Genomic DNA, 18,821 nt, shown 5'->3' on the forward strand with positions numbered 1-18,821 from the left:
GCACGGACAGACTGTGCGGCATCTTCCCAGAAAAACCAGGTTCGCCGGTTATCTTGTGAACGGCACAATGCAACTGGGATCGCTCGAACAGATCGCCGCGCACACCCGCCGAATCGTGGTGGGGGATTTTCGTCAGGCCGATATCGCCCTTGGAAACGAGGGGGCGCCGATCACAGGTGCGGCCATGCATCGGCTTTTTGCCGCCGTTGAAGAATCGCGGCTGATTGTCAATATCGGAGGGATGTCCAACTTCTTCTATTTTCCGGGTAGAAAAGCCCGCCGTGCGCCGGCAGCCGCGGATTGCGGTCCCGGTAACAGCCTGTGCGACATCCTGGCTTCACGACTGTTCGGCGTCCCGTTTGATCGCGGCGGTAAGCTGGCGCGCTCGGGGCGTACGAGCCAGCGCCTGCTTACGCTGCTCCTGGGGCAGCCGTATTTCAAGAGAGGAGCACGGTCGACCGGCCGAGAGGAATTCGGACAGCGGTTAGCCGACCGCTTGATAGCAGCCGGCAGGAAGCTCCGTCTCGAAAAAGCAGATATCCTCGCCACCGCCGCGGAACTGACGGTGTGCGCGATCAGCCGCAGCCTTCGCCCGTTCATTCGGCGCGACCGCACCGTGCGGAGTTTGTATTTGACCGGCGGCGGCGTGCACAACAGATTCTTTGTAGAACGATTGCGCGGGTTGTCGGACAGCCTCGCGGTAGAATCGATCGCGGCGCTGGGCTACGACTCTGACCTGGTGGAAGCCTCGGCATACGCGGTCATGGGCGAGGCCGCCCTGCGCGGCGAGGCGCTCCCGACTCGGTTTGGGTCCGGCATGAGAAAACCGCACCGACCGGTATTGGGACGAATTGTCCAGCCGCCACATTAAGGACTGATTTTGACACAGGAAGTGATTTATAGCGTATCGCTTAAGTGCGTCGGCCGATTGTCCATACGCATGGCTGCGGGACTTGCGCTGCTCGGTCTGCTCTGGGGATGCGGAGGCGTACCGGGATTGCAGGATGAATCCCTGGATTCGGTCATTCGGATTCCGTTTGTGCGTGTCCTTCTGGACGAGAAAGCCGAGGGTGTGCAGGCCGGTTCCGATGCCTCGTTCGCCATTGAGTGTCTTCGCGGCGGGCGACAAGAGGTGTTCTATTCCAGTCAACCGGTGACCGTCCAACCGGTAAGATCACTCCTTTCAGTCAGCAACGCGAGAGGCGATGCTATCCGGGCGGATCTCGACGAAGTAAATGTCATTCCGCGCGGTGCCGGAAACCGGGTCCGCTTCGGCGACCGGAAATACCGCGGGCTGCTTCGATTTCTTCCGCGCGGGGAAGTCGTGCGGGTGATCAATGTCATCTACATGGAAGACTACCTTCGCGGGGTGGTGCCGCCGGAAATCGGCCTTCGCGCCAAGACCGAAATGGAGGCCGTCAAGGCCCAGGCGGTGGCGGCGCGCACCTACGCCATGGCTCACCTGAAGCAGTATGAGGGCGAGCCATACGATATGAAGGCCAGCATCATGGATCAGGTCTACGAAGGTTTCACCGGCGAGAATGCACTGTCCAACAAGGCAATTGACCTGACCGCCGGCCAGGTGGCTACATATCAGGACGACATGATCGATGCCTACTTTCATTCCACCTGCGGCGGGCGTACCGACAACATTGCCGACGTCTGGGACCGCAAGGAAGTGCCATACCTCAAATCGGTGGAAGATTTTGAAGCTTGCTCCTGGTCCAAGTATTACAACTGGCAAGAGGCCTTTACCGAGCAGCAATTGCGCGGTCGGATCGAGCAGTATCTGGCATCGGATCGGGGACGCGATCTCAGGATCGGCACGATCACCGATGTCTCCGTTTCGGAGCGTACAGCCGGAGGGAGAGTGCGTCGGCTGCTGGTACGGACAGATCAGGATGTCTATCGCTTTGAAAAGGACCGCATCCGCTGGGTGATCGGGCGAACCTCCAATCCCGACCTGATACTGCCGTCGGACAGATTCGATATCGATATCGAGCGCGACGCCGCTCAGAACATCGTATCCGTGACCTTTCGCGGACAGGGGTACGGCCACGGGGTCGGCATGTGTCAGTGCGGCGCGATCGGCCATTCGCGAAACGGCTGGAATTACGAGCGTATCCTCAAGCACTACTACGCCAGCGTGGACATCAAGAAGCTCTATTAGGTGTTTAAGGTTGCTTTGGAGACGGTGGTGTGGCACCGTAGGATCATGCGGGTCGCAGGCGCAATCCTGGGTGTGCTGATAATCGCAACGCCGGCGGCGGCGGAGGACTACCGCTACGCTCTCGGCGGCGGGGCCGGACTTGTATCGATGTCGGGCGGCAAATTCTTCAGTTTCCCCGGCAAGGCGGCGTTCGAGGCGGCGCTCGCCCACCGGCTGTCGTCGCGCTGGCAGCTCGTACTCGATTACTCGGTGTACACACTTGCCAACGACGAAAACAAGCTGTCGGTGGATACGTCCGGATCGTTTCAAAACAACAGCCCGCTCGATTTCGCGGCCACCCGGTTGGGGATTCGTCTGGACCGAAAGCTCTCTGAACCCGACCGGCTGTTCAACCTCACCGCCGGTCTCGGCGGCGGCCTGCTTATCTGGAAAGGGATCGATCCGGATTCCAACACCACCTATGTCGTGCGAGGCGACCAGGACCAGCCTACAGATTTCTCAGCCACGGAGCTCTTTCTCGGCGGATCACTTGGAATCCTGGTACGACCGTCGCCGCGTGTTTCGCTTCATTTTGTCGGGCAGGCGGATCGCCTCACCGGCGCAGGGGCGGAGTTCGAGCCGGAAATATCCGATATCCGTGACAAACTGCTGCTCACCGCCTCGGCCAGAGTGTATTTCCACTTCGGGCAGGCAGATCGCACCGAGTGGGCCTCGGACAAGGCCTGGTCGACAGCTTCGGAAAGGCCCGAATTACCACGCCAAGCCCGGCGCGACAGCGACGGTGACGGAATCGACGACACGCTAGATTCCTGTCTTAGCACGCCGCGCGGGGCCGATGTGGACGCGTCCGGCTGCCCGGTTGATTCCGATCGCGACGGTGTCCAGGACGGCCTCGACGACTGCCCATCTACTCCCACCCCGGCAAGAAACCGGGTCGATATCCACGGATGTCCGGTCGATTCCGATTACGACGGCCTTCCTGATTATGCGGATAGCTGCGCGTTTGGTCTGGTGGGAGCGCAGGTCGATGAACGCGGCTGCCCGATCGACAGCGACAACGACGGCGTCCCGGAGGGCCTGGACGACTGCCCTTACACGCTGCCCGGGGTCGAGGTCGACAAACACGGCTGTATCGACCTGACCATGCTGTCAAAGCCGATGGTGCTGAACATCGACTACGCGCCTGGGTCATTCGAAGTTGATCCGCACAATCGGAAGCGAATCGAGCGCCTGGGGGGACTGCTGAATTTCGTCCCGGACATCAAAATCGACATTAACGGCTACACTGATGATATTGGCACCGACGCCGCCAACCGGGCGCTCTCGGAGAAGCGGGCCAACCGGGTGAAGGGAATTCTGCAGTCGCTTGGGATCGACGCTGACCGCATGAAAGCGTACGGCCGGGGTGAAACGAACTTTGTGGCATCGAACCAGACCGCGGAGGGCCGTGCCCGCAACCGCCGGATCGAGATCGTATTCTACAAGTAGGACGGTGGGACAGATCACATGGGCTACAACTACACGGATGTCGAGATCGGCCAAACCACCCGCAAGAAGAAGTATGCGGTGGTGATCTACCTGCCCCAGAGGCTGGAGCGCTATGTGGCCTCAATTCGGGAGAGGTTCGACCCGGATTACGACGTGGTCGCCGCTCACATCACGCTGGTATTCCCGTGGGAGACCACGGTTCCCCTGGCAGAACTTTCTGCCGTAATAAACTCCGAGGCACGCAAGTGCCCGCCGGTGAAAGTGCGTCTTGAATCGGTAGGGGATTTTTATCCCGGCACGCCGATTATCTACTGGGGAGTCTCGCCAGTGGAGCCGCTGCGCTGTTTGTATCGCCAACTCTACGCGAATCTCGACCTCCCGCTGCCGTTCAAGGAGCTGATTCCGCATGTAACGGTGGCTAAGGAGATATCCCCTCACCGTGTGATGTTGGTTAAGGATCAGATTGCGTCGTACCTCCCCAGCGAATCGTTCGACGTAACCTCTATCGATCTCATTTCGCCGGTGGCGGATCATCACTGGGTCTCGGTCCGCACGTTTCCGCTTACCGGGGCGTAAGACTGTCATTGGTCGGGACTCTCGCGTGCATTACATTCCCGGCAGTATGAACGCATCACCACGTGGACCGCACACGCTCGACAAGAATTGGTGGCGCAAGACCGGCCAACTGATGCTTGAACTGCGGGCCATATACCTTGCCTGCCGCGATCGCCGTGTCCGTTGGTATACCAAAGCGCCGGCGGTCTGTCTGGTGGGCTACGCTTTCAGCCCCATCGATCTGATACCCGACCCGATTCCAGTCCTGGGCCAGCTCGACGACCTGGTGCTCATCCCGCTTGGGATTGTGCTTATTCGGACAACCATTCCAGAGAGAGTACTCGCCGAGTACCGCCAGAAAGCGATGGAATGTACTTTCAGGCCTGATACCAACGTGGCCACTGCCGTCATTATAGCTTTATGGCTCTTGACTTTGGGGGTATCGATTGCCATCCTGGTCCGGGTTGTGGGCAATTAATCTGTGACCGATTATTAGCTTGCAATAGTGTTTGGAAACCGGTAGTATTAACCTGCTCTATTATGAGGATTCTGATTGTAACCCAACACTTTCCGCCGGAACGCGGGGCGGTCAGACGACTGTACGAATTTTCCCGGTACTTTGTGCGCCAGGGCAATGAAGTATCGGTCCTGACTGCGATTCCCAACTATCCTGACGGAGTAGTGCCGCCCAAATACCGCGGCAAGTTCTTTTATCGCGAAGAACTTGACGGGGTCAGGGTCTATCGAAGCTGGGTGCTGCCGGCCTCGAATCAGTATCCCGGCCGGCGGATGATCGGCTTTGTCATCTTCCTGTTCACCAGTCTTCTGAATTCGTTCCGCATCGGGTCCGGATTCGACGTTGTCCTGGCATCGACGCCGCCGGTCAACACACCGGTGATCGGCTGGCTGATAAGCAAACTTCGCAGGGCTAAGTTTGTCATCGAGATTCGCGACTTGCAGCCGGAGTCAAGCGAAGACTTCGGCAATCTGAACCGTACGTTTTTTACGCGGATGCTCAAGCGGCTGATGCACTGGCATTACCGTCGCGCCGACAAGATTGTTGCCGCCACCGACGGCATCGCCGAATACATCAAGTACCTCGGCATTCCAGCTGAAAAGGTCGCCACGATCAAATCCGGGTTCGGGCAGGAGTTTGCCACCGCCGGGCACAATGGTATTCGCAAAAAGTTCGGCTGGGAGGAAAAGTTTTTAGTGCTCTATTCGGGCACGCTCGGTTGGGCGCATTCGCTTGAGACGGTGATCGAGGCCGCCCGCCAGTTGACCGATCAGCCCGATGTGCTTTTTGTGTTTGTCGGCGACGGCGAGAAGCGTTCCACGCTCGAGGGCATGGTGCGCGACTACGGCCTTCGCAACGTGGTCTTTATCGGCGCCCAGCCTTTGGAGACGATCCCGTATTTTCTCAAAACTTCTGACGTGCTGGTCGAGAGCCTGCGCGAGGTGCCGATCACCCAGGGCACGTTTCCGGCCAAGCTGTTCGAGTACATGGCCTCGGGCAGGCCGATCCTTTTCGGCGCCCGCGACGGCGAAGCGGTTCGCGAGCTTCGCGCCGCCGGCGGGGTGCTCTCGTTTGCCAGCGACGATGTCAACCGGCTGTGTGATCTGATCCTCCAGGTAAAATCGGGCAAGATTGACGGCGATGCTCTGGGCTATCGTTATTACCAGCATGCCGAGAGATTCCACCGCCGGGAACGCTGGGCGAAAGAGTATCTCTCGTTCCTGATCAGCCGGGAAGCTGACTGACACTAGCCGGCTCCGCTGTTCCGTCTTTCCGATCCTCACTCCCTCTTAGGCTTATGGTATCGAAACGAGTAATAACCAAATACACGCGATAGACCGCATGGCCCAGATTTCTATTTCCGCACTGCCGCGGCTGATAGTTGGCGCGGACACCCGTGTCCCCACGCTCAACGGCCCGCGCCGCTATGTGAATTTCGACAACGCCGCCTCGACACCGCCGTTTCAGCCGATTGTCGATACTGTCAATTCCTTCCTCGAGTGGTACTCCAACGTGCATCGGGGCACCGGTTTCAAATCGCAGCTGTCGAGCTGGGCGTTCGAGGAGGCGCGTGACCTGGTGGCCCGATTTGTCGGGGCTGACTTGAACCGCGAGGTTGTCATATTCACCAAGAACACAACCGAGGCGATCAATAAGCTTGCCGGTCGTGCCTGTGGCGCCCCGGGAGACATCATTCTGACCACGTTGATGGAACATCACTCCAACGAGCTCCCTTGGCGGCGCGCCGGACGAGTGGTGCATGTCGGTCTGAACCCGGACGGTACGATCGACCGGGCAGATTTCGAGTCCAGGCTGAAACAGTATGCCGGCCGGGTCCGCCTGGTGGCGATAACCGGCGCCTCCAATGTCTCGGGATACATAAACGATCTGGGCTTCTTTGCCGCGCGGGCGCACCAGGCGGGCGCGAAGATCATGGTCGACGGCGCCCAGTTGGTGCCGCATCGCCCGGTAAACATGAATCCGGACGACCCCGGTCGCAAGATCGATTTCCTCGTGTTCTCTGCTCACAAGATGTACGCGCCGTACGGTGTGGGGGTGATAGTCGGCGAAAAGGAGTGTTTTGAGATGGGCGACCCCAGCGAGGTCGGCGGCGGGGTGGTTGACATCGTCACTCTCGAAGAAGCCTACTGGACGGATCTTCCGGAAAAAGAAGAAGCCGGCACGCCGGACATAGTCGGCGTCGTGGCGCTTGGGGCAGCGATACGGCTGTATCAGCAGCTCGGCTGGGACAATATCATCCGCCATGAGTCCGAGCTGACTGCGCACGCCCTGGAACGGCTGAAGACAATTCCAGGGGTTACTGTCTATGGCAGCGTCGATCCGCGCAATGCTTCTCAGAGGCTGGGAGTGATATCTTTCAATGTCAACAGCGTCCCGCACGCGCTGACTGCGGCTATACTCAGTTACGAGGGGGCGATCGGCGTTCGCGCCGGCTGCTTCTGCGCCCACACCTATGTCAAAGAGCTTATGGGTGTGACCGATGCACAGGCGCGCAAGTATGAGCTGGAGATTCTCAATCGCGATCGCTCCCACCTTCCCGGCGCGGTGCGGGCATCGTTCGGTCTTTACAATACGATTGAGGATGTCGACTGGTTCGCGACCATGGTCGCTAAGATAGCCACGCGCGAGTACTCCGCTGACTATGTTCTCGACAAGGAGCGCGGCGAATACCAACCGCGGGATTTCGTGTTCAAGTTCGACGAGTATTTCCGGTTCTGAATGCCGTTGTCCTGGGGAGGGCCGACTGGTAGCCTACAGCTTGCTGAGGGATTGTCGCGTCTCAAAACCTCGATCTGTTGCGTCAGGCAACGACCCCATTTGCCTTGCTCAACGGTCGAGGCAGAAGGGGCAAGCACCGGCGCAACAGTTTTGGCGTCTTTTGAGACAGGGTATCCGGACCTGCCGCTCTGGTGATTCGCCTTTGAAACGCCGGCCAAAAAGTGTTACTTATATCCCGACGCTGAAGCACAAACCCTGTAGTAAAACCTGCCGTGCGGATATGAGCGCCACTCGGCGGGCGGTTTAGATGTTGATGAGTGACACCGGTAACACCATAACAACAACCACATCGCACGATCCTGTCCGCGCAGCGGCGCTGGAGGCGATCGGCCAGATCGAGGCCGGGCAGGAGGCCGATGCCGCCATCCGGAAAGTCGCTCAGGGTAAGTCGCTCAAGCCGCTCGACGTCCGGTTTCTAACTCAGCTCGTTAATGGGACGGTCAAGATGCGCCGCCGTCTCGACCACGAAATCAAGTTCTACCTGGCACGGCCGTCGGTGCCGCTTCCGCCGGTTCTTGCCAACATCCTCCGACTCGGCTTCTACCAACTGATCTTCACAGATCGTGTGCCTGCCGCTGCGGCGGTTTCCGAGTCGGTCAACCTCGCCCGCAAGTTCACCGATGTCAGCCAGGCCAAACTGGTCAATGCGGTCATGCGCTCGCGGCTTCGCGAGCCCGAAAAAGTCAGCTTTGCCGACAAGGACGAAAATCCGTGGAAGTACCTCGGCGATTTGTACAGCTACCCGGACTACTTTGTGAGATACTGTCTGGACGAGTTCGGCATAGAGAACACTGAACGACTGCTGGCCGCCTACAACCGCCCGCCGAGCGTGACGTATCGAGTGAACTATCTTAAGGCGAAACCGGACGATGTCGCTGCGATACTGCGCCAGAACGGAATTGAATTCATACCCGGTAAATATCTGCCGGAGTATTTTCGGCTTCAGAGTTCAGGGCTGCCCCTGGAGAAGGAACTGATCGAGACCGGGCTGGTGTTCGTTCAGGACGAGTCCTCGGGCTTGCCGGTGCGCCTGCTCAACCCGAAACAAGGTGATAATGTGGTCGATCTCACTGCCGCGCCGGGTGGGAAGGCGACTCATACCGCGGTACGAATGCGAAACAAAGGGATGGTGACAGCGGTCGATAAATCGCGCCAGCGGCTTGAGTTGGTGGTAGAGAACGCCCGGAGGCTCGGCATTAAAATCATTTCGCCGGTGGCGTGTGACATGACAGAGTTCACCGGCGGCCCGTTTGACCGGGTGCTACTCGATCCGCCCTGCAGCGGCTGGGGTACCGCGCGCAAGCATGCCGATCTGCGCTGGGCCAAGAGCGAGAGCGATATCGCCAACATGGCCAAGGTTCAGGCCAAGATGATCGACCGTGCCGCTCGCCTGGTAAAACCCGGTGGGCTGCTTGTTTACTCGACCTGTACGATTATCCGGTCAGAGAACGATCAAATCGTCGAGAACTTCCTGCTCCGTAATGATCAGTTTGAGATCGATTCTGCTGCTCAATTCCTCCCGCACGAACTCGTGAATGAGCGCGGGTTTGTCAAAACATACCCGGAATTCGACGAGCTCGATGGATCCTTTTGCGTTCGCTTAAAGAGAAAACTGAACTCCTGACGTGGCCATGTCGGTCCGGGCTTTTTTAGATTGATCTACCGCTCGGAAATGCCGTATAAGCAGACATTATGGACAGACCCCGTGCCTCACGCCTGACCAAAGCCGCGTCCGCCCCGGCCGGATGGCTGGACCGCTGGCTCCCGCCCGGCACTCGCCAACGTCGGCTCCTCATGTGGATTGCCGTGCCGCTGGTCGCCTGTCTGATACTGGCGGTCGCACTTGATAAGATCGTGATGCCCATAGTAACCCGTCAGGGCGCCGAGTTTCTTTTGCCCGACTACACCAACAAACCGGTTCTTGAGGCCCAGCTGGCGCTGGCCGATCTGGAACTCGCCCACGAGGTGGCCTCCGAAGAGTACGCACCCGGTGTACCGACCGGTGTGATTATTCGGCAGTTTCCCCGCGCCGGCACCAAAGTGAAGCCGGGCCGCATGATCAAATTTGTCGTTTCACTTGGCCAGAAAATGGTGCCGATTCCCGAGCTTGCCGGAAGATCTGTCCGCCAGGCGATGCTCGATCTCGAGACTGCCGGCCTGACCATGGGTGAGATTCAATGGGCGTTATCGGACACGCTGCCCGAGAGGGTTGTAGTCTTCTCTTATCCCGCCGCCGGATTCGAGGTGCCGCTGGGATCGATGGTCAACCTGATGGTCAACCGCGGACGGGCGTCGACTTTCACATACATGCCGAAACTGATCGGGCTTACACTCGACGCCGCCAAAAAGGAGATCCAGGAAAAGGGACTAAAACTGGGCGTGGTATCGCGTCGCACCAACGAGAACTACCTGCCGGAGACGGTTCTGGATCAGTCGGAGCCGGAGGGCGCGGAGCTCGATATCGGCACCGAGGTCGATCTGGTCGTCTCCGTGATTAAGTGAAGCACGCGCAATTTGGGCCCGGACGATTTGACGGCGGCAACTGTCATGCTCAGATACAACCAGTTTGAGGTTCTGTCATTCGATTGCTACGGTACCCTGGTTGACTGGGAGACCGGCATACTCCTGGCAGTAAAGCCGGTTCTAAGGGTGCACGGTGTGACTGTACCCGATGACACAATACTCGAGACGTATGCGGCTATCGAATCGGATATCGAGGCGGGGCCGTACCAAAGTTATAGGAACGTATTGCGCCAGGCGATGGCCAAAATGTGCGAGAGGTTTGGATTCGAGGCCGGCGACTCCGAACACATTGTAATTGCCAATTCGCTGACGGGCTGGCCCCCGTTCGAAGACACGATCTCTGCCCTGAAAGCACTCAAGAATAGATATCGTCTGGCAATCATATCCAATGTCGACGACGAATTGTTCGAAGGGACAAACAGGCGCCTGGGAGTGGATTTCGACCATATCGTCACCGCAGCGCAGGCAGGGGCATACAAACCATCGTTGCATGTCTTCGATTTTGCGCTGAAGAGAATCGGCTGCCCGGCCGAACGGCTCTTGCACGTAGCCCAGTCCCTTTATCATGACCACGCTCCGGCCAAGAAACTGGGCTTGAGCACGGTCTGGATTGACCGCCGCCACGACCGTCCTGGCTCCGGCGCCACCCCGGAGGCGGTCGCGACTCCCGACGCTACATTCTCCGATTTGGCCTCGCTTGTACGTGAGATGGGTGTGTAGTAAATTACGAACTGGTCATGATCGCAATCATAACTCATAATTACCCCACAGACGACAACCCGGTCGCCGGTCTGTTTATCAAGGATCATGGCGAATTACTGGGGCAGCAAACCGGCAGCGAGGTTGTCGTACTCCACTATCCGTTCGGCGAGTACCCCATGACCCGCTCGATACGCAGGCCCTGGAAGTGGCCGAAATTTGCCTGGTATTTTCACCACACGTCAAGTCAGCTCAAGCGCGACATAGATCGGTTGACCGCCCAAAACCTGGGACAGCGGCCGGACATTCTGGCCCATTGGTGGTTCCCCAACGGAACGTTTGCGACTAAGTATTACGACAGGGTCGATGTCATCTGCCATGGCACCGATCTGTACCAGCTCCAGAAATTCCCTCTGGTAGCGCGATACTTTGCGTCGCGGGCGAGAAGAGTCCGCTCCTGGCAATGTGTGTCGTCGGATCTGAAACGAATCCTGCTCGAACTGTATCCGTTCCTGGAGGGGGCCCGTATCACTGTCGCGCCGATGCCGATCGGTCCCATGTTTGTCAATCGCCATGAGCCGCGGGATCCCCGATTGTTGGTCACTGTTGGCTCACTGATTCCCCGAAAGCAATTCGACCTTGCCATCAGAGAAATCGCAAAGATCCCCGGCCTGAAACTCGAGATCTACGGAGAAGGACCGGACAAAGAAGACTTGCAGGCGCTTATCCGCCGGCTTGGCGTATCTGATCGCATCACACTCCAAGGCCAGGCTACTCGCGAGCAATTGGCTGTTAGATTCAACAAGGCAATTCTGCTGATCATGCTATCTTATGGTGAGGGATTCGGGTTAGTCCTCAAAGAAGCTCAGGCCTGCGGGTGCAAGACCTTGGCGTTCAAAGGGGACGGTATGGAAGACACCCGGCCGGATTTTGTTGTCGGCCGGGATGAAAACGTCGCCGAGCGCATCAAGCAGGCCGTCGCATCCATCACAACATTGTGAACCTCTCCCCCCTCGGTTGGCTGGTGTCGAGCGAAGCTTGACGGCGGCGTCTCTTCTCACTAACTTCTGGCGCGTCGGTTAGTTTCAGAGGAGTCTTATGTGAAAGCGGTCTATCTGACACTTTTGGTGTCATCCCTGCTCTCGCCCATAATGATTGTGGCCGATTCCGCTGTCCCGCCGGATACGATTCTGACGGATACGCAGGCTACAGAATCCGAAGATTCGGCAGCGCTGGGTGCATCCGTGTTCCCCGCCGACAGCACGGAACCAATTTACCCGATGTCACCCGAGAGGTACGAGCGATTGGTGTCGTACTCCAAGTTTGTCAACGTGTGGCGGTTCGCCGGGTTCTTTATCGGGCTGGCCGTGCTGGCGGTGATTCTGTTTACCGGCCTCTCGGCCCGGTTCCGCAACTGGAGCGCCAGGATCCCGTTTAAGTTTTTCGCTCTGTGGGTCTTTCTCTGCCTCTTTATGCTGGCGGATTATCTTCTGAATCTGCCGTTTTCCATCTATCGCGGCTTTCTTGTGGAGCGTAGCTACGGCTTCATGAACCAGACCTTTGCGCAATGGTGGGCGGAGGACCTGCTTGCGCTTCTGGTCAGCGCCGTGCTCCTGATCGTCCCGGTCTGGTTTCTCTACTGGGTGCTGACCCGGCTCAAGCGTTGGTGGCTCTGGTTCTCGGTGGGCGCGATTCCGTTAACGGTTGCGCTCGTTGTCATTGTTCCGGTGGTAGTCGCGCCTCTGTTCAACGAGTTTGGCCCGTTGAAGGACAAACAGCTTGAGTCAGAGATTCTGGCGCTGGCCCATAGGTCGGGGATCGACGGCGCAGACGTATTCGAGGTGAACGGCTCGAAACAGTCGACCAAAGTCAATGCCTATGTCACCGGCCTGTTCGGAACGAAGCGCATCGTCCTCTATGACACCCTAATCAAGAACTTCACCACCGACGAAATCAAGTTCGTCATGGCGCACGAGATGGGCCACTATCTGAAACACCACATCTGGTGGGGGCTGGGAGTCGCGATCCTGTTTATCCTGGCGGCGTTCTGGCTGGCGAGTCGGCTCTTACCGGTGACGATATCTCGATTGAAAGACAGCTTTCGCTTCGAGCGACTCGGTGATTATGCCTCGCTGCCGCTCATTGCCGCCTACCTGTCGATCTTCAGCTTTGTCTTTCAGCCGGTCACCAACGCTGCCAGCCGTTTCATGGAGCGGCAGTCCGACGAGTACGGCATGATTGCGAGCGGTGTCGATTGTGAGACTGCGGCGAGGACATTTGACAAGCTCTCGGTGCTGAATCTGTCCGACCCCGATCCAAGCGCACTGGTCGAGTTCTGGTTTTACGATCATCCCTCGCTCAAAAAGCGGATGGAGTTCGCGCGCACCTGGAAACCGTAGGCGAGATCGAATTGCGGTCGGCTACGGATGATCCGATGACGCCTCTCGCAGGCCGCACAGTTGCACCCGACCTGACGGGGTTGTGTCAAAACCTCATGTAGTTGTGTCAAAACCTGACATTACTCGGTTCCGCGCAGTAGAACCGAATGGAGTTGTGTACTCAGGCCACCTGTTTGGCGTGTTGGTGAGACTGCCCCCCGATCGTGTGATCCCTGGTGCGTCCACGCGGGGAACAATACTGCCTAATCCAATTCCTCCGCCCAGAAACTGCCTTCGTCGCCGTCAGGAAAGATCAGCTTCCAGGCAGAGCCGGAGCTTTCCGCCCAGTACACACCCGGATCCGGCAGATTAGGTACAATTGATGGATCCAGCAGGAACAGGTCGTAGTTGTCCGAAACTAATATGTGCTTTTCATCCCAGACCGTGTCCACGACCACCGCGCCGATCACCTGCACCTGGCGCCAACCATGTCGCTTCAGATATGCCTCAGCCGCCGCCTGAGTGTACGACGCAACGGGAAACGATCCGATCACCCGGAACAGGTTGTTACGCTCCTGGTCGGTGAGCTTTTCGATGCCGCACTGGGTCAGATTGGCGTTGCCCAGCGCGCTGATAATCGCCTGCCGCTTGTCGTCTGCGTCGATCACGAGCGCCGTCGTCAACACCGTGACAACCACCGCGACCGCAATGATGCCGATCTTATTCGACATTATGCACCTCCTGGCCTCACGCCGCCATTTAGCTTTTTGTACACGTAAATGGACGTAGATGATCCGTCGCGGCGCTCAAACCACTTTTGCGAGAAATTCTTCCACCTTGCGAACGGCCTCCCGATCATCCCACCAGTGCAGCAGCTCAAGCGCGTCGTGATACAAAAGCCACCGGTATTCGTCGTGCTCCACAGGATCGATTATCGGCTCGGACGCCGCCGGCACGCCGGCGACAAAGACGTGCACAACAATCTCATCCGGCAGGGTCTCGTACACGTCTCTGAAAAACTCGTCGGGCGGGAAGGAATACGTGAACCCTATCGGGCGAATATAATCTGGCGCCAGGCTGGTCTCTTCTGTCAATTCGCGACGGGCGGTCTGTTCGATAGTCTCGCCCGATTCGGCACCGCCAGTAACCGGCTGCCAGAACGAGATGCGGGGGAGTACGCGGTGCAGGAGCAGGTACTCGTAGCCGCCCCGTGGGCCGGGTCTAACGACGAAGATGCTGACTTGGATAGGGAGGCGCATTTGGCAAACTACCTGATCGGCAGGCCTCCGTGCCTGCCGATGGTGGCAGGAGCACAGGGCTCCTGCCCTACGATTCGTGCATATCGGGTTTGCCGCTCCAATTGTCCATGCGGCGAACCCGACCTACCGGCGATGGCGGGTTCGAGGCGGACCCGCCCTACAGACCTACTTCTTCACCCCCAGATTCGGGGCGATCATCTTCTCCGGGCGGACTTTCTGATCGAACTCCTTCTCGGTCAGCAAGCCCAGAGCCACGGCGGCCTCTTTGAGTGTCGTGCCTTCGGCGTGAGCTTTCTTGGCCACTTTTGCGGCGTTGTCATACCCGATATGCGGATTCAACGCGGTCACCAGCATCAACGAGCCGAATAGGTTCTTCTTAATGTTGGCCGTATTCGCCTCGATACCGACCGCGCAGTTGTCGTTGAACGACTCGCAGGCGTCGGCCAGCAGCTTGATCGACTGCAGCAGGTTGTAGATCATCACCGGCTTGAACACGTTTAGCTCGAAATGGCCGGTCGCCCCGCCCACATTGACCGCTACATCGTTGCCGATCACCTGCGCCGCCACCATGGTCATCGCTTCACACTGAGTCGGGTTGACCTTGCCGGGCATGATCGACGATCCCGGCTCGTTCTCCGGCAGAAGCAGCTCGCCGATCCCACAGCGCGGGCCGGACCCGAGCAGGCGAATGTCGTTCGCAATCTTCATGCACGAGCAGGCGATAGTCTTCATCACGCCCGACGCCTCAACAATCGCGTCATGCGCGGCGAGCGCCTCGAACTTGTTTGGAGCGGTCACAAACGGATAGCCGGTCTCTTTTGCAATAGCTGTAGCCACACGCTTGGCAAACTCCGGATGCGTGTTGAGGCCGGTGCCTACCGCCGTGCCGCCGAGCGCAATCGGATAGAGCCGCTTGAGGCAGTCCTTGAGCCGCGCCAGGCCGTTGGTCAACTGCTGGGTGTAGCCGGAGAATTCCTGGCCGAGGGTGAGCGGCGTGGCGTCCATCAGGTGCGTGCGGCCGATCTTGATGATCTTGCCAAACTCTTTCGACTTTTTGTTCAGCGTGTCGCGCAAGAGAGTCATCTTGGGGATCAGTTCAGCGTGAATCTGCACCACCGCGGCGATATGCATCGCGGCCGGGAAGGTATCGTTCGATGACTGCGCCTTGTTGACATCGTCGTTAGGGTGAATCGGCTTCTTGCTGCCCCTCTCGCCGCCAGCCATCTCGATCGCGCGGTTGGAGATGACCTCGTTGGCGTTCATGTTGGTCTGGGTGCCGGAGCCGGTCTGCCAGACCACGAGCGGGAAGTGGCCGTCGAGCTTGCCGTCGATTACTTCCTGCGCCGCGGCGATAATCAGTTTGGCTTTGTCTTTGGGGAGCAGGCCGAGGTCCTGGTTGACCTGGGCGGCGCATTTTTTGAGGACGCCGAACGCCCGGATGAGCGGGACCGGCATGGTTTCGCCGCCGATTTTGAAATTCATGAGGGAGCGGGCGGTCTGGGCGCCGTAGTAGCGGTCGACCGGCACCTCGATTTTGCCCATGGAATCGGTTTCAACGCGGTATTTCATTGGTATCTCCTGTACATTCGCGAACACAGTTTCAACGGGACGGAATATAGGGGATTTGGGGGCGGGGGCAAGAGGGGGGGCACGGCCGGTCGCCGTAGGGCAGAACCATTAACCATTGATCGGTTCTGCCGAATCGGAAACTCTCTTGTAGGTCAGAATCCCTGAGTCGGCCGCGGCAGGCGGGCGACGTGGTTTAGACATGACGGGGTCACACAAGTCGCAAGACGCCAGAATGTCGAAACCACAGGGGTTTCGACCTACGAGGCTTCCCCGCCGTATTATCACCAATTTATCAGCGGCTTCATACTGCGCTAACACGATAACGGTAAACTGGCTGCGACTGCTCTACAGACGGTCCACATCCCCTCTACTATACCCCTCCTTCCCCAGGCCGAGGCCCCAACCCACCGGGGCCTTCTCTCTTCAGGATTGGAGATGGCGGGTCTGAAGCAGACCCGCCCCACTAGCGGTCAATCGGTCGTCCGCGTGCCTTGGTGGAACAGCATTTGCCAGTGACCGTCACGGAACACCCAGATCGAACTGCGCAGCGAGTTGACTATGTCCCCTGTGACGATAGTAGTGCGAGTTGCACGATATGTCGCCAGAGCGCACTCCGAAGAGAGTTCCGTCACCTCGAAATCCCGCAGTTCCCATCGGCAACCGGGTTCGTCCTGCAGAGCGTCGACTATCTGCTGCCTGTCGTAGATTTGACTAGAGGAGCCAAACTCGCGGAACTCATCGGCGAGAAGTTCTTCGAGTGCCTGCCGCGACCGGCGAACGTCGGGCTCGATCAGGCGCAATTCGAGTTCGAGCAGAAGATCGTGCAAGGACTTGACGGTGTGCACGTTATACAGCCGTCACTTCCGCCGCTTGGGTTTCTTCACTTTGGAACCGGATCTGGAGATGTGCTTACCTGCAGCGGATCTGGGCGACGGAGCTTTCCATTTCGACGGGCCGCCGCTCGTACGCATCGCTCGCCAATAGGCGAAAATGATTTGGACACAGGGCGCCAGTTGCCGTACCCAGTCAGCCCGTTCAGCGGCGGGGTCTGCAGCCTGCTCAATCTCCTCCAGGCCTGCCTTCGTGCCAAGAGTGATAAGCGGCGCTGCCATTATACCTTCCTCGCACTCGAGGAATCGAGTCCAGTCCTTTTGCCTCAGAAGCATTGCGGTCAGGAAACCAAGACACCAATCGTCCACGTCGAAATCAGATGCTTTGCCATCGTCGATCAGTTGCAGCATCCATGGATACTCTGGACGCCCTTCCGTAAACGTCCGGGCAATTTGGTTCATGTGGCGGATCATCAGACCGGTGACTATCTCGGCTTGCTTGAGAGTCTCAAACGTCGGACCCTTCGGATCCCCCCACACTACCGGCATCCATTCGCTTGGCATGATCGTATCGGGGCCGACAACCAGGCAGGTCATGAAGCCGTCGAGCATGGCCAAAGGCATGCACTCGTCCGGGACGGCATCCGACTCGAGGAAGTCTTCCAGTTCGTCGAGTTCCTCGCTGGAAAGCGGTGCATTAAGTTCCATCTTTCATTATAGCCAGACCGACAATACGGGTCAAGCAGGGTAGCCAACAGCTTGCTGTAGGTTGTTCGACTGCCCTGCGACAAAGGGGCAGACGAAACCGGTAGCCCACAGCTTGCTGTGGGTTGTTCGACAATGATATGTACCAGACGAACTACACAACTCTCGGTGCTCCGACGGCCCTAAGGGCCGTCACCCTCGGCCACGACCGAGGGTCTAGTTGTGTCGGCCGATCACCGGCCCGTATGCCTACACCCATTTACGCCGTGTTTCTTTCGACATCTTTGGGCCACCATAGCGATCACAACTGGGCACCCGCTTTCGCGGGTATGACGGGACTGGGGTCCCGTCTGTCCGAAAACGCTTGTGAAAACCCACAGCAAGCTGTGAGGTACCAAAACCGGGATGACAGATCTCTATCCATCCCACCCAAAGGGTGGGCCACCCGGACGCACTTTGCCACCGTGGGGCAGACCAGGAGGTCTGCCGCCCACGAAACATACGATGATCATAGGAGTGCGATATGCACATGACACTTAATCCAATTCGAGCCATACTCCCGGCGGTGATTCTGACCGCGTTCGTGGTGTCGGCAGCCTCATCGCCGGCCATCGCGGAGGGTGAGAGAATCGACTGGCAGGTGATCTCCGGCGGCGGTGACCGGCAGAGTTCGGCCAGCTACATTCTGAACTTCACGGTCGGCCAGACCGCGACCGGCACGGTGGCGTCATCGAACTTCAGGGTCAAGCAGGGCTACTGGCAGGATTTTGTCCAGAGCTGCTGCGTGGCGCGGGTCGTGACGCCAATCAATCGAATGAAGACGAGCCGACTATTGGCGATGTCACCACGATGATCGACGCCAAGTTTATTACCGGCACCTGCGACGGGATCCTGTTCTGCCTTGAGGAGGCCGACATCAACCAGTCGGGAGGGGCAGCTCCGGTGCGCGACGACGTCACAATTGGCGACATCACGATTCTGATTGATTATCTGTTCATCACGGGCCCGACATTAGGCTTGCCGAACTGCCTGTGACGTGCTGAAAGCGGCAGGGATGGAGCCCTGCCGATCAGCTCCGTGGGGCAGAACCCGCGTCGCTTCGACTGAGCGGTTCTGTCATCACGATCCCTAGCGTGCCCGGCAGAATCACCGATCGCACGCTATCGCACGCGATCCTGGGATTCTGCCCTACTCCCTCCGGAGTCTTGTAGGTCGAAACCAGTCCCGGCTTCGGGGGCGGTTTCGACACCTGGAACCGTAGGGTGGGCTTGCTTCAAGCCCGCCGCGCCGCGCCGGACACGGTATCCGTCTCGCAAGTAAGAACAATGT

General features: G+C 58.4%; 19 protein-coding genes. 14 read left to right on the top strand and 5 right to left on the bottom strand.

Annotation, left to right across the window (positions count from 1 at the left end; all coding sequences use genetic code 11):
• The 12 genes from AB1772_07545 to AB1772_07600 all read left to right on the top strand — a co-directional run.
• A partial coding sequence (locus AB1772_07545) for an anhydro-N-acetylmuramic acid kinase (protein MEW5796201.1) occupies nucleotides 1-871 on the top strand: 871 nt, incomplete at its 5' end.
• Nucleotides 872-940: 69 nt separating this feature from the next.
• A complete protein-coding gene (locus tag AB1772_07550; protein MEW5796202.1) occupies nucleotides 941-2,170 on the top strand; it encodes a SpoIID/LytB domain-containing protein in 1,230 nt (409 codons plus the stop codon).
• A 27-nt stretch (nucleotides 2,171-2,197) separates the two neighbouring features.
• On the top strand, nucleotides 2,198-3,658 hold the full coding sequence (locus AB1772_07555; protein MEW5796203.1) for an OmpA family protein: 1,461 nt from the start codon (nucleotides 2,198-2,200) through the stop codon (nucleotides 3,656-3,658).
• Nucleotides 3,659-3,676: 18 nt separating this feature from the next.
• Nucleotides 3,677-4,234: a 2'-5' RNA ligase family protein gene (locus AB1772_07560; protein MEW5796204.1), complete on the top strand. Its 558-nt coding sequence runs from the start codon at nucleotides 3,677-3,679 to the stop codon at nucleotides 4,232-4,234.
• Nucleotides 4,235-4,280: 46 nt separating this feature from the next.
• A complete protein-coding gene (locus tag AB1772_07565) occupies nucleotides 4,281-4,691 on the top strand; it encodes a YkvA family protein (GenBank protein MEW5796205.1) in 411 nt (136 codons plus the stop codon).
• Between the two features lie 62 nt (nucleotides 4,692-4,753).
• Nucleotides 4,754-5,974, top strand: a complete 1,221-nt coding sequence (locus AB1772_07570) for a glycosyltransferase family 4 protein (protein MEW5796206.1) — start codon at nucleotides 4,754-4,756, stop codon at nucleotides 5,972-5,974.
• Nucleotides 5,975-6,071: 97 nt separating this feature from the next.
• Nucleotides 6,072-7,469, top strand: a complete 1,398-nt coding sequence (locus AB1772_07575; GenBank protein ID MEW5796207.1) for an aminotransferase class V-fold PLP-dependent enzyme — start codon at nucleotides 6,072-6,074, stop codon at nucleotides 7,467-7,469.
• A gap of 313 nt (nucleotides 7,470-7,782) precedes the next feature.
• Nucleotides 7,783-9,153 (top strand): 16S rRNA (cytosine(967)-C(5))-methyltransferase RsmB, encoded by a 1,371-nt coding sequence (gene rsmB / locus AB1772_07580; GenBank protein MEW5796208.1) that lies wholly within the window; start codon nucleotides 7,783-7,785, stop codon nucleotides 9,151-9,153.
• 68 nt (nucleotides 9,154-9,221) lie between these two features.
• On the top strand, nucleotides 9,222-10,031 hold the full coding sequence (locus tag AB1772_07585) for a PASTA domain-containing protein (GenBank protein ID MEW5796209.1): 810 nt from the start codon (nucleotides 9,222-9,224) through the stop codon (nucleotides 10,029-10,031).
• A 45-nt stretch (nucleotides 10,032-10,076) separates the two neighbouring features.
• The gene (locus AB1772_07590) at nucleotides 10,077-10,772 is read left to right on the top strand and encodes a haloacid dehalogenase type II (GenBank protein MEW5796210.1); all 696 of its coding nucleotides are present in this window, start codon (nucleotides 10,077-10,079) and stop codon (nucleotides 10,770-10,772) included.
• Between the two features lie 17 nt (nucleotides 10,773-10,789).
• On the top strand, nucleotides 10,790-11,752 hold the full coding sequence (locus AB1772_07595) for a glycosyltransferase (protein MEW5796211.1): 963 nt from the start codon (nucleotides 10,790-10,792) through the stop codon (nucleotides 11,750-11,752).
• 99 nt (nucleotides 11,753-11,851) lie between these two features.
• Entirely contained in the window at nucleotides 11,852-13,150 is a 1,299-nt protein-coding gene (locus AB1772_07600) for a M48 family metallopeptidase (GenBank protein ID MEW5796212.1), read from the top strand.
• A gap of 242 nt (nucleotides 13,151-13,392) precedes the next feature.
• Here the strand turns inward: AB1772_07600 and AB1772_07605 are convergent, their stop codons facing one another.
• The 5 genes from AB1772_07605 to AB1772_07625 form a co-directional block, all read right to left on the bottom strand.
• Nucleotides 13,393-13,860, bottom strand: a complete 468-nt coding sequence (locus tag AB1772_07605; GenBank protein ID MEW5796213.1) for a hypothetical protein — start codon at nucleotides 13,858-13,860, stop codon at nucleotides 13,393-13,395.
• A gap of 75 nt (nucleotides 13,861-13,935) precedes the next feature.
• Nucleotides 13,936-14,388, bottom strand: coding sequence for an NUDIX domain-containing protein (locus AB1772_07610; GenBank protein ID MEW5796214.1), 453 nt, complete (start codon nucleotides 14,386-14,388; stop codon nucleotides 13,936-13,938).
• Between the two features lie 165 nt (nucleotides 14,389-14,553).
• On the bottom strand, nucleotides 14,554-15,957 hold the full coding sequence (gene fumC, locus AB1772_07615) for a class II fumarate hydratase (protein ID MEW5796215.1): 1,404 nt from the start codon (nucleotides 15,955-15,957) through the stop codon (nucleotides 14,554-14,556).
• A gap of 470 nt (nucleotides 15,958-16,427) precedes the next feature.
• Nucleotides 16,428-16,802 carry a DUF4440 domain-containing protein gene (locus AB1772_07620; protein ID MEW5796216.1) on the bottom strand — a complete coding sequence of 125 codons (375 nt, stop codon included), beginning with the start codon at nucleotides 16,800-16,802 and terminating at the stop codon, nucleotides 16,428-16,430.
• 12 nt (nucleotides 16,803-16,814) lie between these two features.
• Nucleotides 16,815-17,495, bottom strand: coding sequence for a UPF0149 family protein (locus AB1772_07625; protein ID MEW5796217.1), 681 nt, complete (start codon nucleotides 17,493-17,495; stop codon nucleotides 16,815-16,817).
• Between the two features lie 526 nt (nucleotides 17,496-18,021).
• Between AB1772_07625 and AB1772_07630 the strand changes: the two genes are divergently transcribed.
• Both AB1772_07630 and AB1772_07635 read left to right on the top strand, forming a co-directional pair.
• The gene (locus tag AB1772_07630) at nucleotides 18,022-18,345 is read left to right on the top strand and encodes a hypothetical protein (GenBank protein MEW5796218.1); all 324 of its coding nucleotides are present in this window, start codon (nucleotides 18,022-18,024) and stop codon (nucleotides 18,343-18,345) included.
• Nucleotides 18,342-18,527 (top strand): hypothetical protein, encoded by a 186-nt coding sequence (locus AB1772_07635; GenBank protein ID MEW5796219.1) that lies wholly within the window; start codon nucleotides 18,342-18,344, stop codon nucleotides 18,525-18,527. The genes AB1772_07630 and AB1772_07635 overlap by 4 nt, the downstream gene beginning before the upstream one ends.
• The last annotated feature ends 294 nt before the right edge of the window (nucleotides 18,528-18,821 follow it).

It is taken from the genome of Candidatus Zixiibacteriota bacterium (genome assembly GCA_040752815.1).
GTDB lineage: Bacteria > Zixibacteria > MSB-5A5 > GN15 > FEB-12 > JAGGTI01.

Excerpts from the sequence above, each read along its gene's own strand:
- AB1772_07625 (MEW5796217.1), bottom strand. The coding sequence starts at position 17,495 with ATGGAACTTAATGCACCGCTTTCCAGCGAGGAACTCGACGAACTGGAA.
- AB1772_07550 (MEW5796202.1), top strand. The coding sequence starts at position 941 with ATGGCTGCGGGACTTGCGCTGCTCGGTCTGCTCTGGGGATGCGGAGGC.
- rsmB (MEW5796208.1), top strand. The coding sequence starts at position 7,783 with ATGAGTGACACCGGTAACACCATAACAACAACCACATCGCACGATCCT.
- AB1772_07570 (MEW5796206.1), top strand. The coding sequence starts at position 4,754 with ATGAGGATTCTGATTGTAACCCAACACTTTCCGCCGGAACGCGGGGCG.
- AB1772_07605 (MEW5796213.1), bottom strand. The coding sequence starts at position 13,860 with ATGTCGAATAAGATCGGCATCATTGCGGTCGCGGTGGTTGTCACGGTG.
- AB1772_07635 (MEW5796219.1), top strand. The coding sequence starts at position 18,342 with ATGATCGACGCCAAGTTTATTACCGGCACCTGCGACGGGATCCTGTTC.
- AB1772_07590 (MEW5796210.1), top strand. The coding sequence starts at position 10,077 with ATGCTCAGATACAACCAGTTTGAGGTTCTGTCATTCGATTGCTACGGT.
- AB1772_07565 (MEW5796205.1), top strand. The coding sequence starts at position 4,281 with ATGAACGCATCACCACGTGGACCGCACACGCTCGACAAGAATTGGTGG.
- fumC (MEW5796215.1), bottom strand. The coding sequence starts at position 15,957 with ATGAAATACCGCGTTGAAACCGATTCCATGGGCAAAATCGAGGTGCCG.
- AB1772_07595 (MEW5796211.1), top strand. The coding sequence starts at position 10,790 with ATGATCGCAATCATAACTCATAATTACCCCACAGACGACAACCCGGTC.
- AB1772_07560 (MEW5796204.1), top strand. The coding sequence starts at position 3,677 with ATGGGCTACAACTACACGGATGTCGAGATCGGCCAAACCACCCGCAAG.
- AB1772_07575 (MEW5796207.1), top strand. The coding sequence starts at position 6,072 with ATGGCCCAGATTTCTATTTCCGCACTGCCGCGGCTGATAGTTGGCGCG.
- AB1772_07585 (MEW5796209.1), top strand. The coding sequence starts at position 9,222 with ATGGACAGACCCCGTGCCTCACGCCTGACCAAAGCCGCGTCCGCCCCG.
- AB1772_07610 (MEW5796214.1), bottom strand. The coding sequence starts at position 14,388 with ATGCGCCTCCCTATCCAAGTCAGCATCTTCGTCGTTAGACCCGGCCCA.
- AB1772_07630 (MEW5796218.1), top strand. The coding sequence starts at position 18,022 with ATGACACTTAATCCAATTCGAGCCATACTCCCGGCGGTGATTCTGACC.